Source organism: Rhizobium sp. AG855 (genome assembly GCF_003610655.1).
Taxonomy (GTDB): Bacteria; Pseudomonadota; Alphaproteobacteria; order Rhizobiales; family Rhizobiaceae; genus Allorhizobium; species Allorhizobium wuzhouense.
The window spans coordinates 78306-98740 of record NZ_RAQG01000008.1; the positions used below are offsets into that span (position 1 = coordinate 78306).

Sequence of the window (20435 nt, forward strand, 5' to 3'; positions counted from 1 at the left end):
GGCGCGTGAATCTGATGTACTTCCAATGATCAATCGCCGACCCTGCTTGGAATGGATACAAAAATTCAAAGGGGATCTCCATGAGCGATAAGGTCATCAACATGTCCATGCCGCGCCGCCATGTTCTGGCGGGGCTTTCAACCCTCGGCGCCCTGGCTGCGACGGGTGGTTTTCCCTATATTGCGAGGGCGCAGGAGAAGAAGCTTCGCGTCGGCCTCTATGGTGGTTACTTTAAAGACACCTTCGATGCATCGATCTTTCCGGACTTTACCGCTGAAACCGGCATTGAAATCGAAAGCGTTGCGGAGCCGACCGGCGAAGTATGGCTGGTGCAGCTGGAGCAGGCTGGCAAGGCCGGTTCTGCGCCCGTCGATGTCTCGATGATGGCTGGCGTTCCTGTCATCCGCGGGACGAATTCCGGTCTCTGGGCGCCGCTCGATCCGAAGAAGTTGCCGAACCTCAAGAACGTCAAGCCGAGCCTGGTGCATACCAACAGCGCCGGCGAAGTCGTGAGTGTCGGGGCGACCAGCTGGTACATCACCCTCGTCTCGAACACCGACGTCTACAAGGAGGCGCCGACATCCTGGAAGGACATCTGGGACCCGAAATACAAGGACAGCCTCGGGCTGCTCGCGAATGTCGGAAACTCCTATCTGCTCGAAGTTGCTGCAAAATGCTATTTCGGTGGCATCAACCATCTCGATACGGATGACGGGATCCGCGAAGCTGCTGCAAAGGTCGCGGAGCTGAAGCCAAACGTTCGTCTCTGGTACCGCGACGAAGCGCAGTTCGAGCAGGCACTGAAGTCGGGCGAGATCCCGATGGGGCAATATTTCCACGACGTGACGAGCATTGCGATCAAGGATGGCTTCCCCGTTCGTTCGACCATGCCGGTCGAAGGCGGCATCTACGACTATGGCTCCTGGGCCGTGACGAAGGCTGCGGCTTCATCGTTGGATCTGGCGCACGTCTATATCGATTACATGTCTCAGCCGTCGACCCAGGCCAAGCTCGCCCGCACCCTCGGAAGCGCGCCGATCGTCGACCGGTCGCTGATGGATCTGACCGATGAGGAGTTCAACGCAGTCTCCTCGACGATCGATCCGATCACGCCGCATTACGAAATGCAGGCGTTGAAGACGGACTTCATCAACCAGGTCTGGAGCGAGATGCAGCAGGGCTGATCCGCCCGCTCGTTTTCCAATGATCGCGAGGCGGGCCGAACGCCCGCCTCCAATGCCTGGAGGCAAAGACATGTCCGGATTGGCGATCCAAAATCTCAACAAGGCCTATGGCCCGGTCCATGCGCTCAGCGACATTTCGCTCAAGGTCGACAACGGCCAGTTCGTTTGTCTGCTGGGCCCATCCGGCTGTGGCAAGTCCACGCTGCTGCGGATTATAGCGGGTCTGGAAGACGCCACCGCAGGGCATGTCATCCTCGATGATCGAAACATCACCGAAGTGCCTGCCCATTTGCGGGACTTCGGAATGGTGTTTCAATCGCTGGCCCTGTTTCCCCATCTGACGGTGGGCGAGAATATTGCCTATCCGCTACGCATCCGCGGTGTTTCGAAAGAGGTGCAGAAGGCCGAGGTGGAGCGGCTCCTGAAGCTCGTGCATCTGCCGGGCGTTGCCGACCGCGCCATCACGCAGTTGTCCGGTGGTCAGCGCCAGCGCATCGCCATTGCGCGAGCGCTTGCCCTGAAGCCGAAGCTGTTCCTGCTTGATGAACCGATGTCTGCGCTCGACGCCAAACTGCGCGAAGCGATGCAGGTTGAGTTGAAGCGCCTGCAACAGGAACTGGGCATCACGACTTTCCTGGTTACGCATGACCAGAAGGAAGCCATGACGACGGCCGATGTCGTCGTCGTCATGTCGGGTGGCGTCATCCAGCAGGTGGCTCCTCCCCTGGAGATCTACCGCAATCCTGCAAATGCTTTCGTGGCCGACTTCATCGGAGTGGCAAACCTCATCGAGGGGCGTGTTGCAACACCGGGACGTGTGAGCGTCCCAGGTGGGGTCGTTGCCATGCCGCAAGCGCCGGCTTCGGGAAAGATCACATTCTCCGTGCGCCCCGAGGATCTGGAGCTTCGCGAGGTGCCCTGCGACAGCAGCGTGGTCGGCCGGATCGCGTTTACGCGCCATCTGGGTTCGTCCATCGAGGTCAGTGTTGCCGTTGATGGTCTTGCCAAGGACCTGATCGTCTCGCTTCCCTCACGGCAGGATGCTCGGCTGTCTCTCGGGCAGGAAGTCCATGTGCACGTTCCCAGTTCCGCCTGTGTCGTCCTGGGGGGAGCATGAACGTCGCGAAACCCTCATCCGTTTCGGGATATCTTCCGCTTCTGGTCCCGGCGGCGCTTCTGGTGCTCTTCTTTGTGGTACCTTTCGGATCGATGCTGCTTATCTCGTTTTACAAGAACGCGGGTGGTGGCCTCGTCGAGAACGTGGTGACCGTCGCGAATTATGAGCGTCTGTTCAGCCCGTTTTTTGCGCGTCTTCTCGGGGCGTCCTTCGGACTTGCTCTGGGCGTTGCGGTCATCTCGATCCTGATCGCCTTTCCCTTCTCCTATCTTCTGGTCAATGCGCCACGATCCACACAGGTCTGCTGGCTGATCTTCCTGCTTTCGATCCTCTCATTGTCGGAGTCGATCATCGGCTTTGCCTGGTCGACCATCCTGTCGCGCACTGCGGGTATCAGCAATCTGCTGGTATATCTGGGGCTGCTTGAGACGCCCGCATCCTATGCACCGGGACTGGCCGCTCTCGTCGCCGGGGTTGTCTATACCGCCTTTCCCTATGCGGTCCTCGTCCTTTATCCGATCCTGTCACGCGTCGATCCGCATATCGAAGAAGCGGCCCGCACACTGGGAACGTCGCCGCTGCGGACCTTTTTCGCCGTCGTCCTGCCCATGCAGCGCAACACCATCATCACGACCTTCCTGATGATCATGGTGTTCACGCTCGGCACGTATCTGATGCCACAGATCCTTGGGCGACCGCAGCACTGGACGCTTTCCGTGGCGATCAGCGATCAGGCGCTGGTGCAGTCGAACATTCCCTTTGCGGCAGCTCTCTCGGTCTTCCTGGTCATCGTGACATTGCTGATTGTCGGTGCCGTTGTCCTCTTCGGTCGCAAGGAGCGTGCACAATGAGTCAGGTTCTGCTGCGCCGCGTGTTCTTCTCGGTGCTCGCCATCGTCATGGCCGCACCGTTCATCGTCGTCCTCGGTGTCTCGGTCAACGCGAAGAAGTCGCTGACCTTTCCACCGCAGGGCTTCAACCTGGGTTGGTATCTCGATCTCTTCAGAACACCAGACTGGTCGGCCGCCCTGTTCAACAGCAGCCTGATCGCGCTGTTGTCCGCAGCCTTCGCCGTCATGATCGCCTTTCCCCTGGCCTGGTTCAACTGGCGCTACCGCATGGGCATCGTGAAGGTGATCATCGCGGTCGGCCTGATGCCCTTCCTCCTTCCGCCCGTGATCACCGCGATGGGTTTCCTGTCTTTCTGGACGCAATCCGGCTTTTACGGACAAAGCTGGACGGTGGTGATCAGTCACGGGATTTTCCTCGTGTCGCTTCCACTCGTGTCGCTAACGCTCGGTTTCAGTTCGCTGGAAGCGAGCCTGCCTGAAGCGGCTGCGACGATGGGCGCGGACAATCGCACGATCCTCACGACCATCGTGCTGCCGCTTGTGCGGCCGTACCTGATCTCGGGTTTTGCCTTCGCTTTCGTCGTGTCGCTCAACGAGTATCTCGTGGCCTATATGACGGTGGGTGCCGTTATCGAAACCCTTCCGATGAAGATCTTCAATTCGCTGCGCTACGGCTACACGCCCGTCATGGCGTCCGCTTCGGTCTTCTTCGTCTTCGTCACCGTCGTCATCTTCTCGCTCGTCGCTCGTTTCAGCGACCTTCCCAAATTGCTCGGGGCCCATTCCAAATGACTACTGTGCGCAGCGCGCTGGCAGAGGCCACGCTCTATCCGTTTTGGCTCGACAATCCGCTGGCTCCTGCCAGTGAACAACATCTGGTTGGCCGTGCTGATGCCGATCTCGTCATTGTTGGCGGAGGCTTTACCGGTCTTTGGGCCGCGATCCTGGCCAAGCAGGCCAATCCGGGGCGGGATGTTGCCATCATCGAAGCCGGCAAGGTCGGTCATGGCGCTTCCGGTCGGCCGGGTGGGATCGTGTCGACGTCCGTCATGCACGGACTGTCCAATGCCAACCGGATCTTTCCCCAGGATCTGGCGGCGCTGGAACGGCTCGGGAAGGTGAATCTCGATGGATGGTCGAAGACGCTTGATGACCATGGCATCGACGCCGATGTCGAATGGTCCGGCGAAATGACGGTTGCCGTTGGAGCGGGTGGTCTGGACGAACTGCAAGAGGAATTCCAGCTTGCACAGCGCTACGGACACAATGTCGTCCTGCTCAACCGTGACGAGGTTCAGGCGGAAGTGGCCTCGCCGTTGTTCGATGGCGCGATGTGGTCGAAGGAACGCAGCGGCACGGTGCATCCGGCGAAACTCGCCTGGGGCCTCAAGCGCGTAGCGCTCAGCCTCGGTGTCCGTATCTACGAGCATACGCCGATGACCGGTGTGGAGGATGATGGCGGGACGCTGACGATCGTGACCCATGGCGGCCGCATCAAGGCGCCTCGCGTCCTGTTTGCCACCAATGCCTGGAATGCGGGTCACAAGAAGATCAAAACCCGCATCGTGTCGGTTCGCGATCGTGTTCTGGCGACAGAACCTCTGACTGCGGAGCAGCTTTCCCGGCTCGGTTGGAAGAACCGCCAGGGCATCTACGATACGCGCACGCAGCTGAACTATATGCGGCTCACGCGCGACAACCGGATCATCTTCGGCGGGCGTGTTGGGTATTACTTCAACAACAATACGGACCCTGCGGGCGATCGCAAGATCGAAACCTACGAGCGCCTGGCTGGCTATTTCTTCAACACGTTCCCGCAACTCGCCGATGTGAAGTTCACCCATGCCTGGTCCGGACCCATTGACCTGACGATGCGTCTGGCGGTGCATTTTCAACGTTATTACGGCGGGAAGGGGCTCTATGCCGGGGGCTATTCCGGCTTCGGCGTCACCACGACGCGCTTCGGCGCCTCGATCGGCCTCGACATTCTGGATGGGAAAACCAACCCCGATCTCGAGCTCGACTTCGCCCGCACGCTGCCGAACTGGATTCCGCCGGAACCATTCCGATGGATCGGGGCGAAGACGACGATGTACGCGCTTGACGAGGTCGACCAGAAGGGTGGCTGGCGCAAACTCTGGATAAACATGGTCCACAAAATGGGGTTCCCGCTATGACGACATTCATCCGCCCGCCATACATGGAGGTTCCTGCCGCTCTGCTGGACCGCGCCCAGACCGTCTTCATTGGAGGACGTTGGGTCGACGCAGGCGAGAGTGCTGCGATCGAGGTCATCGACCCGTCGACAGGCAAGGCCTTTGCCGCGTTTCGGCCGGCCTCTGTCGCGCAGGTTGACGCTGCGGCCGCTGCCGCTACGCGGGCCTTCGATAGCTGGCGCCGCACGAGCGGAAAAGCGCGGGCAACATATCTGAGGGCAATCGCCGAGGGGCTCCGGACGCGGAAGGCCGACCTTGTGGCGCTGCAGATGCTCAACAGTGGCAAGCCCCGCTTCGAAGCCGAGATCGATGTCGATGATGCGGTCGCGACCTTCGACTATTATGGCGATCTCGCCGAAGGTCTGGATGGCCAGCAGGGGCAATCGGTCGAACTGCCGATGGACGGCTTGGAGGGCGCCACCTATTTCGAGCCGCTCGGTCCCGTCGCGCTGATCGTCCCGTGGAATTTCCCGATGGTGACTACGGCATGGAAGCTTGCTCCAGCGCTTGCAGCAGGCTGCACGGCGGTCCTCAAGCCGTCGGAATTCACGACACTGACCGAACTTGTCTATGGCGATATCGCCATCGAAGCCGGCCTGCCGGCAGGTGTGCTCAATATTCTCCCAGGCGCCGGGGCGATCGGAACGGCGCTCTGCGCCGACCGCCGCTTCCGCAAGATTTCGTTTACAGGGTCCAATGCCACTGGCTCACGGGTTATGGCTGCCGCGGCACAGCGTGTCGTGCCCGTCTCCCTGGAACTCGGCGGCAAATCGCCGATCGTCATCCTGGAAGATGCGGACATCGCGCAGGCTGTCGAAATTGCCGCTGCCGGCATCTTCTTCAATTGCGGCCAGATGTGCTCCGCCACCTCCCGCCTGCTAGTTTCGGAGAAGATCGCTGCGCGCTTCACCGAGGCTCTCGTCGAGAAGGCTGCGGGGCTGAAGGTCGGCGGTCACGAGACGCCGGATGCCGAGATGGGTCCTCTCACCACCTTCCCACAATATGCCAAGGTCAGGGACACGCTGGAGGCGGCGCGGGCGTCGGGCCTCGAGTGCCTCGCGGGCGGTCGTGTCGTGGAGGGTCGCGACGGTTTCTTCATCGAGCCGACGATCTACCGCGACGTGCCATCCGATCACCCGGTCTGGCGTGACGAGATTTTTGGACCGGTTTTGGCGCTTAGAAGTTTTGCCAGCGTCGACGAAGCCATCGCCATCGCCAACGACACGGAATTCGGATTGGCGGCGACCGTGGTCGGCACCGATCCGGAGGCTGCAAATGCCGTGGCAAGCCGGCTTGATGCAGGTCACGTCTGGGTCAACTCCGCGCAGATCATTTTCCCCAACACCGCCTGGGGTGGTTTCAAGGCGAGTGGGATCGGTCGCGAGTTGGGGCCCTGGGGGCTCTCCTCCTATCGCGCTGTCAAACATGTGACACGCGCAAGCTGACTCCTCGCAGAAAGGAAACACCCATGTCCAAACTCATCGCCCTGACCTCGGACGGACCGGACGGCCTTGCAGCCTGTAGCGTCGTGCCCGCCGAGAGCCTGCTGACCGCAGCCCCTACAGAACAGGGTACGGTGATCTTCTTCGAGGGGTCGCAGACCTGCGGTATCTGGGAGGCGACGCCTTATGCCGAGCGGATGGACAACTACCCCTTCAACGAGATGGCCCACATCCTCGCAGGGCGGGTTGTTATCACGCCCGACGGTGGCGCACCTGCCACATTCGGTGCCGGCGACAGCTACGTCATGCGCAAGGGCTTCAGCGGTCGCTTCGAGGTGACTGACACCTGCCGGAAATACTATTTCACCGTCGAATAACAAGAAATAGGGCGTCGGAGACGGGACGCCTTGGAAGAGGGAATACCCATGGCAGTGTCAGCGGACCTGATCATCATCAACGGCCGGATCATCTCGATGGATCCGGCACAGCCGCAGGCGGAAGCGCTGGCAATCGCCGGCGGGCGGATCCTCGCCGTCGGCAGCAACAGCGAGATCTCCGGCTACAGGACCGGTGAGACGCGTGTGATCGATGCGGCGGGTGCCAGCGTCACGCCCGGCATCAACGAGAGTCACATCCATCTCTTCGGTGCATCTGCCGAACTCGACCAGCTGTCTCTGTTCGAGGTCAAGGGATATGAGGCGATGAAGGCCGCCATCCTTGGTTATGCCGAATCGCGACCGTCCGAGCCGTTGCTGATGGCCAATACCTGTGACTATACGATCCTCGGTGAGGGGCGCCCCATCGACAGGCACGTGCTCGATTCGATCCTGGCGGACCGTCCCCTTGCTCTGATGTCGCCGGACCACCACACGGTCTGGGCCAACACCATCGCGCTCACCAAGGCTGGCCTCCTCGAGGGCCGCAAGCTGCCACCTGGCAATGAGATCGTCATCGGCGAGGATGGGCTGGCCCAAGGTGAATTGCGCGAGCACTATGCGTTTGATGATGTCATCGCACTTGGCGCCAATGCTGGCCGCGACCTCCTGGGTCTGAGCACGGGCGATGAACCGGCAAATGTGACGGCGGCGGACCGCGCCTATGATCGCGCCCTCCTGAAGCGTGGTCTCCAGCATCTGGCGGCCAATGGCATCACCAGCTTCCAGAATATGGACGGCAATCGCTACCAGCTGGAACTGCTCTCTGAGATCCAGGCTGAAGGCGACCTGATCTGCCGTGGCCGGGTGCCGCTGCATTACGTCAGCGGCGATATCGTCGAGCAGATGGACAAGGCGGCTGCGTGGCATGCCGAGTTCCAGGGGGAGTGGCTGAATTCCGGCACTGTGAAAGTGTTCATGGATGGCGTGCTCGATTCCCACACGGCGCTGATGTACGACGACTATGCCGACCGGCCGGGCTGGAAGGGCGAAGCGCGCATCGACCAGGCGACCTTCGACCGGATCTGCATCGAGGCGGACAAACGTGGTCTGCAGATCGCCGTGCATGCGATCGGTGACGGCGCGGTATCGAGCGTCCTGGATGGCTATGGGGCGGCACGTGCCGCGAGTGGCCCTCGCGACAGCCGCCACCGCATCGAACATATCGAAGTGGTGCGCTGGGGCGATCTGACCCGGATGGCGGATCTGAAGGTCATTGCTTCGATGCAGCCGACCGTGCCGCCCGGTCAGTGCGGCTTGCCACTTGAGCCGACCTTGTCGCGCATCGGCGTGGACAACTGGGTTCGCTCCTACGCATGGCGAGCGATCCGTGATGCCGGCATCGACATGATCTTTTCGACAGACTGGCCGGTATCGCCCGTGTCTCCGATGCTGTCGATCCATTCCGCCATGACACGCAAGCCGTGGCGCGACGACCTTCCCGACAACCGTCAGACCCTGATGGAGGCTCTCGATGCCTATACGGTGCGAGGCGCCTATGCCGAATTTGCGGAAAGCTGGAAAGGTCAGCTGAAGTCGGGCTATGTCGCAGACATCGTGATCTGGAACGCGGATCTCGAGGCTCTGGACCCGGAGGCAATCGTCGGCGTGACACCGCGGCATACGATTTGCGGCGGCCGGATTACCTACGAAGCCTGACCTTGTCGCGCGGATCTGACCGCGTTGCCGATCTGCTGTGGTCAAGCGATCCCGCGGCGATTGTCGAGGGATCGCTTGCCTAATATTGACCCGGGGAATATCGTTGTTGGTCAAATAGTTCCACTGTGTGGAACCGAGACGGGCCGACTTTTACGGGAAGCAGCCAAGATGCAGAAGACCGAGAGCGCCACGCGCAATCTGATCTCCGTCGACAACATGGACATCCGTCTCATCCGGATATTCATCAAGGTCGTGGAGGCGGGCGGTCTCTCAGCGGCACAGGCTGAATTGAACCTTTCCCTGTCGACGATCTCGGAGAAAGTCTCGGCGCTCGAGCAGCGTCTGGGCGTCACGCTCTGCAAACGTGGACGCGGCGGATTTCAGCTGACCGAGGTCGGGCGTCTGGTGTTCGAAGAATGCCAGAGGCTGTTCGGTTCGCTGGACCAGTTCCGGCGAAAGGTTGCCGGGTTGCGCTCCAATCTCAGCGGGAGCCTGTCCCTCGGGCTTGTCGACAATACGATCACGGATCCGGCTTCGCCGATCGCGTCGACCATCTCCGCCTTGTCTGAGGCGGCCCCCTCGCTGCAACTGGTCGTGGAGACCCGTTCGCCGGGTGAATTGCTCAGGGATGTCGTCGCGCGCAAGCTCGATCTCGCAGTCGGCAGTTTTCCCCGGATGGCGTTGGGGCTCACTTACTTCGATCTTTACGAAGAAACCCAGAACTTCTACTGCGGTGCCGGGCATCCTCTGTTCTCCACCCCTGATGATCAGATCGGTATCGACGAGGTTCGCACCTACCGCATCATCGGGCGCAGCTATTGGGCAGCGCGCGACATCAAGATCTTCGCCATCGCCAATCCGCACGCCACCGTCTCCAATATGGAGGCGGAGGCCTATCTCATCCTGTCGGGTGCCTATCTCGGATATCTTCCCGATCACTATGCCGCCTCCTTCGTGAAGGCGGGTCGCATGCGCCTGATCCGGCCCAACCTCTTTTCCTACAAGGCCAAATTTCAGCTTGCGACGCTCGACGACTGGAAGAGCAGGCCGATCTTGAAGACATTCATCGACATCATCAGCCGCACCGTGAAGGATGGTCCGGCGCGGTTGCTCCCCGTTCCCACGGCCTCTTGACCTCGATCTTCGAGCTTGCGCGCGCTGCCATCCGAAGTGCTTTCCGTTCGATCAACCCCGATCCAGAAGGGGTGGAGTGCTGAAACTTTGAAATTCGCCGAAGTGAACTCGGAGCATTCCTAATGTGTAGGCTTTGGGGGGCGTGAGACAACGCCTTATGGCCTGGATCAAGCGACGAGAACCTCTCGGACTGCTTCCGGGAGATCGGCGGTGGCTTCGGCTGCGGCATCGAGTTTACTAGACAGCGAAGGGTTCGACTGATGACGCTCATCATTCCGACACGTGAAGCCACCGAAGCGATGCTCGGAAGTATCCTGGCGCCCAATCTGCCTGTCCAGGTTATCGAAGAACGGGTTGCTGCCGTTTATGGTTTGGTCGGGACATGGCGCCGGTTGGGCGGCGAGCGGGAACAGAACTTTCGCCTCATCACAGATGCCGGTGCGGAGTTCGTTGTCAAAGTGGCGTCGCTGAACGAGCCGCAAGACAGTCTCGTCTTCCAGACGGAAGCGCTCGAACACATCCGCCGTGTGGATCCTCACGTGCCGGTCCCGCGCTTGCGTCGGACGCTCGATGGTCAGGCGTTCTCCACGGTATCCGATGAACTCGGACGTGCACACACGATGCGGGTTCTTTCCTTTGTTGCGGGCAAGACCCTGCTAGACCAACTGAGTGCATCCGGGACGGTTCTCGATGCTGGGGAACTCATGTTGCTGGGAGAGGTCAGTGGACGTCTCGCCCGCGCCCTTCAGGGCTTCCGCAGTGCCGGCGCGCCCGGCAACATGCCCTGGGATCTGGCAAACGGCTTGCTTTTCTCCGAACCGTTGCGCCGGGCCTTACCCGCCTCGCTCCGGCCGTTTGCGGAACGCTTTCTGCCTCATCTTTCGACGGTGCTTTCCGAGCGCCTGCCGAAGCTTCGGGCGCAGGTGATCTATCACGACTTCCATGAATCCAATGTTCTCGTGACGCTCGACCCGGAATTCCGTATCGACGGGATCATCGATTTCGGCGACATGATCTTCGGCCCGGTGGTTCAGGATCTCGCCGTCACCGTTGCGTCCCTCGTTCACTGGTCGAATGATCCCGTCCATGCGGCGCGCTGCCTCGTGCGTGGATATCAGCGCTATATGCCGCTGGAGACGGCCGATCTCGAAATCTTGAGGTCTCTGGTTCTCGCCCGGCTCCTGCTTCAGGTGTCACTCGTCTCGCACCAGTCCGGCCTCGACGAACCGCCGGAGTCCAAGCTTGGCGAGTTGCAGTCTCTCTACATCGAGGCCATCCATCGCTTCGAAACCATGTCCGATGCCGAATTCTCAGCGGGCATGATGCCGTCGGTCGTACCGTCCGTGAAGGTTGATGTCGTCGCCGGTGCCCAGCCGACGCCTGCGCTCCTCAAGCGTCGCGAGGCGGTGATGGGCAAGACCTATACGTTTTACAACGAGCCGGTGGAGCTTGTGCGCGGGCTGGGTTGCAAGGTCTATGATGCGACGGGCAAGGAGTATCTCGACTGTTACAACAATGTCGCGAATGTCGGTCACTGCCATCCCTATGTCGTCGAGGCGCTCGCCCGGCAGGCCAGCACGCTCAACACCAATTCGCGCTATCTGCATTCGGAGATCGTGCGGCTCGGAGAACGGCTTGGGGCGACGTTGCCCGACCATCTCGATACCTGGTTCTTCGTGTGCACAGGATCCGAGGCCAACGATCTTGCCGTTCGTCTGGCGCGCGCATCGACGGGGCGCGAAGGGATCGTCATCACCGAGAACAGCTATCACGGCAACACCACGGTCGTGACGCCGCTGTCGTTGATCGACTATAACATCGAGGACAAGCCAAGCTGGGTGGAAACCCTGCCGCCGCCCAATCTGTATCGCGGACTTTACCGCGAAGACGTACGGGATGCGGGCCAGAAATACGCCGCCCATGTCGATGAAGCCGCGTCGCGACTGTCCGAGCAGGGCTTTGGCATGGCTGGGCTCCTGATTGATTCCATCTTCGACGCCAACGGTGCGCTCGTGCCGCCGCAAGACTATCTGCCGCTTGCCTATCAGGCGGCGAAGCGTGCCGGGGCTCTGACGATCGCGGACGAGGTCCAGATGGGCTTTGGCCGATCTGGGACGCATATGTGGGGCTTCCAGGCCTTTGGCGTGGAGCCCGACATCGTCACGATGGGGAAGCCGATGGGCAATGGACATCCGATTGCAGCGCTTGCAACGCGGCGTGATATCGCCGAGCGCCTGCAGAAACATACGGGCTACTTCAACACCTTTGGTGGCAACACGGTTTCAGCGGTGGTCGGAAATGCCTGCCTTGACGTTCTTGTCGGCGAAGACCTGCAGGGGAATGCCGCCCGAAGCGGTTCGTTCCTGATGAGTGGCCTGCGAGCCCTGATGGAGCGCCACGAGATCATCGGGCATATTCAGGGACGGGGCCTCTTCCTCGGTGTCGAACTGGTGACTGATCGCGAGACAAGAGCGCCAGCGAAACTTGCCGCGCGCTGGGTGCGCGAGCGGATGAAGGCTCTCGGCGTTCTGGTGTCGTCGACAGGTCCGTTCGGCAATATCATCAAGATCCGGCCTCCTCTGGTCTTCAGCCTGGCTGACGGGGAACGATGCCTGGAAGCGCTGGACATCGCGCTGAAAGAGGTGCCTGCGGATCTCTGACCGGCTCCGTCCGAGTCGTCCAATCTTCGTTTCCCAAGCGCATGAAGGGGGCGGTCCCGTCTCGGGGCGCCGACCTCGGCATCAGCGGGAGGGCGTCAGACCGTTTGTCACGCGGTCGCGCACGAGACGGGTGAAGGCTGCGATCGTGTTGCGATCCGCACTTGGGGCCGCCACGAGAATGAATTCCACATCCTCGATCGTCGGCAGGGCCGATGGCGGTAACTCGCGCAGCCCCGGTGGTGCGAGGTTGCGCGGTTGCACCAGAACTCCCATGCCGGCCCGCGCTGCAGCTGTCAGGCCGCTCAGGCTCTGGCAGGAGCAGACAATGCGCCATGGATGACCAGTGCGTTCAAGCGCCTCCATCAACAAGGTCCGCGTCAGACTCGGGGGTGGAAACACGATGAGGGGCAGCACGGGATTGGCAAGAATGGCGTCGGGATCCGCGGCCAGCCAGACTAGCGGCTCCCGCAAAATGACCTCGCCACGTCGGTCTCCCAGCCTCCTCTTGGCAAAGACCAGATCCAGTTCCCCTTTGTCCTGCATGTCTGCCAGATCCTTCGACAGGGCGACGGTCAGATGCAGTTCCACGGCCGGATAGTCCGCGATGAAATCCTGAAGGAGGACCGGCAGCTGTCCCGAGACAAGATCTTCCGAGATGCCGAGCCGCAACCGGCCACTCGGCCGAGCGGCTTCAAACAGGGATGATGTCTGTCGTTCGAGCGAGAGCAACTGCCGGGCATGAGGAAGCAGGGCTTCCCCATCGGCAGTGAGCTGGACGCCGTGGGTGTCACGATCCAGAAGTCGGCGTCCGATGGCGGCTTCCAACCGTTGCAGGTGTTGACTGACGGTGGACTGCCCCAAGCCCAGCTTCTGACTGGCGGCGGTGAAGCTGCCGAGCTGCGAGATCGATACAAAGCTGCGCAAGTGAACGAGATCAAGCATATCACGATATCCGATGACTGTTATCTCTTGCATCGGAATTCACAATAACTAATCTCTGCGGACTGTCCAGCCATGCCGGAACGCTCAAATGAAACGCTTCATTCCCGATACTTTCACGCTGCTGCTCGTCGCCATGGTGGCACTGGCCTCGGTGTTCCCGATTTCAGGCGAGCCTGCAGAATGGTTCGGGATTGCAACCAATCTGGCCGTTGCCTTGCTGTTTTTCCTGCACGGTGCGCGTCTGTCGACCGATGTGGTGGTGGCCGGTTTCCTGCATTGGCGCCTGCAGAGCTTCATCCTGGCGGTCACCTTCGTCGTCTTTCCGCTGCTCGGCCTGTTGCTGGGTCTTCTCTCGCCCTGGCTGATCCCTCCGGCCCTCTATCTCGGGCTGCTTTATCTCTGCGTTCTGCCCTCAACAGTGCAGTCGTCGATCGCCTTCACATCGATCGCCGGAGGTAATGTGCCTGCTGCGATCTGTGCGGCGTCCGCCTCCAACATCCTCGGCATGTTTCTGACGCCGGCGCTCGTTGCCGTTCTCTTCTCGGCGGGCGGTCATGTCGGCGTGTCGCTCGACATGATCTGGAAAATCCTGCTGCAACTTTTCCTGCCCTTCGTGCTCGGCCAGGTGCTGCAGCCCTTCATTGGCAACTGGATCCGGGCACGCAAATCGCTGCTCGCGCCTGTTGATCGGGGGTCGATCCTGATGGTCGTCTATCTTGCATTCTCCAATGCGGTGATTGAGGGGATCTGGTCCGAGTTTTCGGCGGCGGATCTGTCTCTGGTGATTGGCCTCGACGTTCTTCTTCTCGCTGTGGTGCTGACGATCACCTTCTTCGGTTCCAAGCTTTTCGGCTTCAGCCGGGAAGATCGCATCGCGGCCGTTTTTTGCGGCTCCAAGAAAAGCCTCGCCAGTGGTGTGCCGATGGCCGGCGTCATATTCGCTGGGCAGTCGGTCGGCGCGATCGTCCTGCCGCTCATGCTCTTCCACCAGATTCAGCTTATGGTCTGTGCGTGGCTCGCGCGTCGATTTGCCGTTTCTGACATCGCGACGAAGCCGATCCCGGTGGACAGTGGCGCGGGGGCCGTTTCGAAGGCACCGTAGGTCGATCCGATCCTGCCACGAAACGCGCACGCATTCCGCGTATTTCGCTCCCGGTTTACCGATGGTTAAGCATGATTGCGTCATGCTGGATTTCATTCGGATAGATTGATGCAGGCTTCGGCCATGCCAGCCTGGGAACGGACGCTCATATGCCTGTTGTGACTTTCGCCAACACGAAGGGCGGTGCCGGCAAGACGACGGCAGTGCTTCTCATCGCGACCGAACTGGCGCGAATGGGGTTGCGGATCGCGGTGCTCGATGCTGATCCGCAGCACTGGATTTCGCGGTGGCACCAGCAACTGGGTCCGAATTGCCCGGAGCGGCTGCAGGTGGTCCCTTATGTCTCCGCCGCCAGCCTCGAGCGCGAGATCAAGCGTTACCAGCATGTCGTCGACCTTGTGGTCGTTGACCTGCCGGGCCATCGCAGTCCCTTGATTGCCCAGGCGCTCGGATATTCGAACTACGTGCTGATCCCGGCCCAGGGATCGGCGATGGACGCGCAAGGAGCAGCCAATGTCATCGACCTGCTCTACTATCTGCAGGACAAGACGGGCATCCGCGTTCCGCACTCGGTCGTGCTGACGCGCATCAACCCGATCATCACCACCCGTGCCCTGCAGGGCGTCAAGGCTCTGATGGCGGAGAAACGGGTGCATCTGCTGGCAACGCCGATCGTCGAGCGGGCGGCCTTCCGCGACGTCTTTTCCTGCGGCGAGACGCTCTACACGATGGATCCCCGCCATGTGAGCAATCTCGACCGAGCCCAGGAAAACGCCCAGATGCTGGGACGCGAGGTGATGGAGCGTCTGATGCGCTTTTGCACCATCGGTGCGGCCGCGGTTTCTGAACCGCAAACCGTCAGAATGGTCGCCTGACCTTCGCCACCGCCCGCTCCCTTTACAAGGAGCTCAGAACAGGGCGTCGTCGAAAAGTTCGTCGTCCGTAAGCGCCTGCGCCGGGGCAGCCTCGACCATTTCACCCTTGTCCGCTGCCGCGCCGAATATGGCGGAATGCACGTCGCGTTCCGACTTCATCGTATAGGTCGCATAGATTTCACCGGCGATGCCCGAAATGAATGTTTCGAGGCCGTCACAGGTCGGCTCCATGTCGATGGCGTCGGCCGCCAAGGTGCAGCAGTCGTTGAGGATCGCCGTCAGGTCGTGATGGAAGTCCAGCCCGGCTGTTGCCTTGGCCACCCGGATGGAGATTTCCTGCCCCTGCTGCTGCAGGTCATTCAGCTTGTCGTCCAGAGTGTTGCCTGCCAGCGTGACATGGGCGAGGGCCACCTCGATGCGGGCCACAAGGTCGGGTTCCCCTTCGCCGTCCTGGCTGGTTTCCGTCTGGCTGAGGCCGGTTGCCTGATCGTCCAGCAGACGCAGATGGTCCAGTGCGCGGTCGGTGACATCATCCAGGCGGCCGGAGAAGGTGCGCAGTTCATTGGTCACCACGTTGATGGCGCGGCTCTCTTCGCCGAGCTTGCTGCAGCGCAGGTTGGTGTTCAGAGCCATATACTGGATGTCGGTTCGAACGATCTGGATGGTTTCGACGCTTTCGACGAGATCCTTGACCATGCTGCTGACGGCGGCACTCAATCGCTGGGCTTCTCCGGCGGACTGCTGGATGCCTCCGACGACGGCACGGGCTGTCTCCAGGCTTTCGCGGACAAGGCCCATGGCAGAGCGTGAAGAGGCGTTGTCAGCGGCCGGCAGCATCGAGTGCTGCAGATCCATCAGCGCGGTCACATCCTGGGAGAAGGCACCGATATTGCTCACGATCGTGGCGCATTCGGCGCGGAAATCCTCCGACATGGCGATGAGCTGGTCACGGACCAGGCGGATGATGAGGAGGACAACCCGTTCGCGTTCTGCGGGTGCTAACTCATGTCCTTCCGAGCGGGCCAGATGGGTTTGCGCGATATCGAAGGCTGCCTGACAATGCTCCAGGCGCTGGCGTGTCACGTCGCCGATCTGCAACGACGACAGAGTGCTGGCCAGCCGACCCTGGACCTTCATCGCCAGGCTCGTCACCTGGGACGCGAGATCAGCGAGCGAGCTGCGCTGGGTCTGGATTGCATTGGCATTTCGGCCGAGATCGCCGACGATTGCGGGGATAGACTGGTCGTGTTGGGCAAGACCGTCACTTCCGGTCCGGGCATGGGTGATCAGATCCTGCAGTGCGACGATGCGCTCGCCGAACGATTTCACTTCGTGGCTGGCGAACTGGATGCGCTCGACGATCTCCTCCGCGAAGCCTGCAAAATCGGCGATGCCCGCCCCGGTGATCTTTGCCGTGACAGCGAAGGTGCGCAGGTAGCGCAATGTGTCTTCCATCGCCAGGACTTCACTGGTGAGAGCCTGACTATAGTCACCGATCCGTTCAAAACGAAGGCGCAGATCCTGCTGCTGGGCAGGCAGCGCCGCAATCAGGGCTGCGGTGTGCTCCAGTTCCGCCGTGGCTTCGGCGGCCTCGTCCTCGCGCAAGGCATCGGAGATGCTGCCAAGCGAGGTCAACAGGCCGCTGAAGACTTCGAGCACGGCGACCAGCACGGTGCCACCGTCGAGAAAACGCTGCTCGATTTGTGCAAGGGCCTCGTTCAATCTCCTGCCGATGACAATCTCTGGCCCGGTGATGTCTGTTGGCGACGAGTAACGTTCGGACTGACGCGCTCTTTTGGTATTCATCTCAAGTCCTCGTTTCTCGTGTTCATTGCTGTCGTCTTCAAGTGCCGCACGGTGATGGTTTTCATCCCAGGTGCCTGCGGTCGGCTGCCAGTATCTCGCGGGCGATCTGCTCCAGCGGTACGATGCGGTCCACGCCGCCCCGGGCAATCGCCTCCTTGGGCATGCCGAACACGATCGATGTCGCCTCGTCCTGCGCCACCGTATAGGCGCCGGCCTTGTGCATTTCGTCCATGCCGCGCGCGCCGTCGTCTCCCATACCCGTCATGATCACGCCCATCGCATTGGACCCGGCCGCGCGCGCGGCGGAGCGAAAGAGGACATCGACCGAGGGACGATGGCGAGAGACCAGTGGCCCCTCCTTGATCGCCACCTGATAGCGCGCGCCCTGACGCTCGAGCAGAAGGTGATGGCCGCCCGGCGCGATCAGAACGTGACCGCGCAGAACCGGATCTCCATGGGCCGCCTCCTTCACCTCGACCTGGCACAGCGTATTGAGCCGAGAGGCGAAGGCGCTGGTGAATTTTTCCGGCATGTGCTGGACGATCACGATTCCAGGCGCATTGGCGGGGAGGGCGACCAGCAGTTCGCGCAGCGCCTCCGTTCCTCCTGTCGACGCGCCAACACAAACCACCATTTCGGTGGTCTTTGCCATGGCCCGACCGGTCGGTGGCGGCAGGACCGCATCGGCGGTCAGTTTGGCTTCCGTCGCACCGGCAAATGCCACGCGGCGGCGGTCTGACTTGACGCGGGCGAGGGCTGCACCTTTGACCGTCTGGCGAATGGTGGCTCCGGCCTCTGCCAGATGGTCGGCTGCGCCGATCTTGGGCTTCAAGATCACGTCGACGGCGCCGGCCTCCAGCGCCTGCATCAAGGTCTGCGATCCCGCTTCGGTCAGCGACGAGCACATGACGACGGGGATCGGATGCTGTGCCATCAGCTTGCGCAAGAAGGTGATGCCGTCCATCTTCGGCATTTCCACGTCCAGCGTCACTACATCAGGCACTTCCTCCTGGATGCGTCGTGCTGCAACAAAGGGGTCGGACGCTACACCCATGACTTCGATGTCACCATCGGCTTCCAGAACCTGGGTGAGCGCCTGTCGAACGCTGGCCGAGTCGTCGACGATGAGTACGCGTATCTTTTTGCCCATCGCCAAATTCACACCTTCTGAAAAACCGTATTGGCCACTTGCCGGACAGGCAGGGCGAAGCCGGTGATGGTTTCGGAATGGCCGACATAGAGATAACCGCCTGGCACGAGACGGTCGCAGAGCCGGGTCAGCACCTTCTCCTGGGTCTTCTTGTCGAAGTAGATCAGGACGTTTCGGCAGAAGATGATCTGCATGGGGTCGCCTACGCCGTAGGACGCATCCATCAGGTTCAGCCGGGCAAAGCCGACCTTGGCACGCAGCTTGGGATGTATCCGGACTTCGCCGCGGCCGGGGTCGCGGGGCTCCATGACATAGCGCTTGCGTCTTTCCCGATCGACCGGTTCGATCATTGCCGTCGAGAAGATGCCGCGCTTTGCCACGCGCAGCACATCCGTGGACAGATCCGTGGCAAGGATTGCATAGTCGGGGCCGCCGTTTGCCTGGACGAAATCTTCGATCACCATGGCAAGCGTATACGGTTCGGCTCCGATCGAGCAGGCCGAACTCCAGACCCTCAGCCGTCGATGCCCCTGCGCCAAGAGGTCGGGAAGAGCCTTGCGGCTCAGGTGGTCGAAATGCGTCGGCTCGCGGAAAAAGTCGGTCTTGTTGGTGGTCACGACATCGATGAGGTGAATGGCCTCGCTCTCGATCCCGCCATGCTGGAAGAGGTAATCGCAATACTGGTTCAGTCCGTCGACGCCGACGAAGCGCAGGCGACGACGCAGTCGTCCCTCCAGCATCGTCTTCTTCGTGATCGGCATCTTGATGCCGCTGTAGTCATAGATGTAGCGCGCCAAGAGGTCGAAATTGCGCGGGCTCAGGCCGTCGCCAAGGGCTGATGCCATCATCCGCCCTTCCTGACCCGCTGTCGCATATGTCTTCGAGGCTAAAGCGTTCATGCGTGTTCCAGACTGCTGGCGGCGACAGAGCCGAGGGACCGTACGTCCGTGCCTGAGAAGAGCTTGGCCAAATTGACGATGACGACGAAACCTTCGGTGCGGCGGACGACGCCTGCGATGTAATCGGAGGGCCAGCGGATGCCGATATCAGGGGCTGCCTCGATCGCGTCATGGCGGAAGGAGGTGACCTCAAAGACGCGGTCGGCGACAAGGCCGAGCGACAGAGACCGGCCATCAATCGGCACGTCTATCACGAGGATTCGCGTGTGCGGTGTCTTCTCGGTCCGTGACATTCCCAACCGCAGACGCAGGTCGATGACGGGCACGCCGTGACCGCGAACATCGCGCAGGCCCAGGAGATAACTTGGGCCGTGAGGTATGCGGAAGGGATCCTCGTGGTCGAGAATTTCCCGGACGACCTCGACAGGAACGGCAAAGCATTCGTTTTCGAGGCTGAAGGTCACATATTGCGATTCAGTTGCTGCAATGGCCATAGGGCACACTCCTTGATTTCGGCACCGCATCAGATCCTTGGGACATGGAGAACAGCGATCGGGATCGGCGAGGGGCACCGGCCCGCATGTCCGATGGAAGCGGGCCGATGACGTGGTTTCTTCTAAGGTTTCGGATCAGGCCGTCTGACGGAAATCTTCGTCATCACCGTCGGGGCCGCCCATGCTCATGTCGAGGGCAAAACCATTCGGCCTGGCCTGGGGACGGCTTGCGACTACCGGGCGCTTGGCCGGCACGTCCGCTGCCATCTTCCGGGCGACCGACTGGAGCTGTTTTGCCTGCTGCATCACAGCCTTGCTCGATGCTCCGTCCACCTTGAAGAAGGCGATGGAGGCCTGCAGTTCCTCGGCCTGAGCGGCGAGTTCTTCCGAGGTGGCGGACATCTCTTCCGAGGCGCCGGCATTCTGCTGGGTGACCTTGTCGAGCTGCTGGATCGCCTCGTTGATCTGGCT

General features: G+C 61.1%; 17 protein-coding genes and 1 pseudogene. 12 read left to right on the forward strand and 6 right to left on the reverse strand.

The genetic code is table 11. The features are described 5' to 3' along the window. The first annotated feature begins 80 nt into the window (after positions 1-80). The 10 genes from DFO46_RS23095 to DFO46_RS23140 all read left to right on the forward strand — a co-directional run bounded on the left by DFO46_RS23095 (position 81) and on the right by DFO46_RS23140 (position 12696). Entirely contained in the window at positions 81-1184 is a 1104-nt protein-coding gene (locus tag DFO46_RS23095; protein ID WP_110793948.1) for an ABC transporter substrate-binding protein, read from the forward strand. A 70-nt stretch (positions 1185-1254) separates the two neighbouring features. Next, entirely contained in the window at positions 1255-2301 is a 1047-nt protein-coding gene (locus DFO46_RS23100) for an ABC transporter ATP-binding protein (protein WP_120279266.1), read from the forward strand. Then, positions 2298-3152 (forward strand): ABC transporter permease, encoded by an 855-nt coding sequence (locus tag DFO46_RS23105; RefSeq protein ID WP_110793946.1) that lies wholly within the window; start codon positions 2298-2300, stop codon positions 3150-3152. The genes DFO46_RS23100 and DFO46_RS23105 overlap by 4 nt, the downstream gene beginning before the upstream one ends. Further along, entirely contained in the window at positions 3149-3943 is a 795-nt protein-coding gene (locus DFO46_RS23110; protein ID WP_110793945.1) for an ABC transporter permease, read from the forward strand. Before DFO46_RS23105 ends, DFO46_RS23110 begins: the two co-directional genes overlap by 4 nt. Beyond that, positions 3940-5328, forward strand: a complete 1389-nt coding sequence (locus DFO46_RS23115) for an FAD-dependent oxidoreductase (protein ID WP_120279267.1) — start codon at positions 3940-3942, stop codon at positions 5326-5328. The genes DFO46_RS23110 and DFO46_RS23115 overlap by 4 nt, the downstream gene beginning before the upstream one ends. After that, positions 5325-6812, forward strand: a complete 1488-nt coding sequence (locus tag DFO46_RS23120; protein ID WP_210210665.1) for an aldehyde dehydrogenase family protein — start codon at positions 5325-5327, stop codon at positions 6810-6812. The genes DFO46_RS23115 and DFO46_RS23120 overlap by 4 nt, the downstream gene beginning before the upstream one ends. Before the next feature lie 23 nt (positions 6813-6835). Beyond that, a complete protein-coding gene (locus DFO46_RS23125; RefSeq protein ID WP_120279268.1) occupies positions 6836-7186 on the forward strand; it encodes a cupin domain-containing protein in 351 nt (116 codons plus the stop codon). 48 nt (positions 7187-7234) lie between these two features. Continuing rightward, complete coding sequence (locus DFO46_RS23130; RefSeq protein ID WP_120279269.1) at positions 7235-8902, forward strand: amidohydrolase; 1668 nt, start codon at positions 7235-7237, stop codon at positions 8900-8902. A gap of 168 nt (positions 8903-9070) precedes the next feature. Next, positions 9071-10036 carry a LysR family transcriptional regulator gene (locus DFO46_RS23135; RefSeq protein WP_205908211.1) on the forward strand — a complete coding sequence of 322 codons (966 nt, stop codon included), beginning with the start codon at positions 9071-9073 and terminating at the stop codon, positions 10034-10036. Between the two features lie 260 nt (positions 10037-10296). Next, on the forward strand, positions 10297-12696 hold the full coding sequence (locus DFO46_RS23140) for an aminotransferase class III-fold pyridoxal phosphate-dependent enzyme (RefSeq protein WP_110793941.1): 2400 nt from the start codon (positions 10297-10299) through the stop codon (positions 12694-12696). Between the two features lie 81 nt (positions 12697-12777). On the opposite strand, the gene DFO46_RS23145 is transcribed toward DFO46_RS23140, so the two are convergent. Then, the gene (locus DFO46_RS23145) at positions 12778-13638 is read right to left on the reverse strand and encodes a LysR substrate-binding domain-containing protein (RefSeq protein WP_110793940.1); all 861 of its coding nucleotides are present in this window, start codon (positions 13636-13638) and stop codon (positions 12778-12780) included. A gap of 88 nt (positions 13639-13726) precedes the next feature. On the opposite strand from DFO46_RS23145, the gene DFO46_RS23150 reads away from it, so the two are divergent. Both DFO46_RS23150 and DFO46_RS23155 read left to right on the forward strand, forming a co-directional pair. Further along, positions 13727-14740: a bile acid:sodium symporter family protein gene (locus tag DFO46_RS23150; RefSeq protein WP_205908210.1), complete on the forward strand. Its 1014-nt coding sequence runs from the start codon at positions 13727-13729 to the stop codon at positions 14738-14740. A gap of 149 nt (positions 14741-14889) precedes the next feature. Next, the gene (locus DFO46_RS23155; RefSeq protein ID WP_110793939.1) at positions 14890-15615 is read left to right on the forward strand and encodes a ParA family protein; all 726 of its coding nucleotides are present in this window, start codon (positions 14890-14892) and stop codon (positions 15613-15615) included. A gap of 33 nt (positions 15616-15648) precedes the next feature. Here DFO46_RS23155 and DFO46_RS23160 read toward each other — a convergent pair whose 3' ends face one another. From DFO46_RS23160 to DFO46_RS23180, 5 genes and pseudogenes are all read right to left on the reverse strand, one after another. After that, positions 15649-17421, reverse strand: coding sequence for a hypothetical protein (locus tag DFO46_RS23160; RefSeq protein ID WP_147412796.1), 1773 nt, complete (start codon positions 17419-17421; stop codon positions 15649-15651). 61 nt (positions 17422-17482) lie between these two features. Further along, positions 17483-18571: a chemotaxis response regulator protein-glutamate methylesterase gene (locus tag DFO46_RS23165; protein ID WP_110793937.1), complete on the reverse strand. Its 1089-nt coding sequence runs from the start codon at positions 18569-18571 to the stop codon at positions 17483-17485. Positions 18572-18579: 8 nt separating this feature from the next. Next, the gene (locus DFO46_RS23170) at positions 18580-19419 is read right to left on the reverse strand and encodes a CheR family methyltransferase (RefSeq protein ID WP_245422707.1); all 840 of its coding nucleotides are present in this window, start codon (positions 19417-19419) and stop codon (positions 18580-18582) included. A gap of 47 nt (positions 19420-19466) precedes the next feature. Further along, entirely contained in the window at positions 19467-19964 is a 498-nt protein-coding gene (locus DFO46_RS23175; RefSeq protein ID WP_110793935.1) for a chemotaxis protein CheW, read from the reverse strand. A 135-nt stretch (positions 19965-20099) separates the two neighbouring features. Further along, positions 20100-20435 (reverse strand): annotated as a pseudogene (locus DFO46_RS23180) (methyl-accepting chemotaxis protein); the annotation flags it as partial.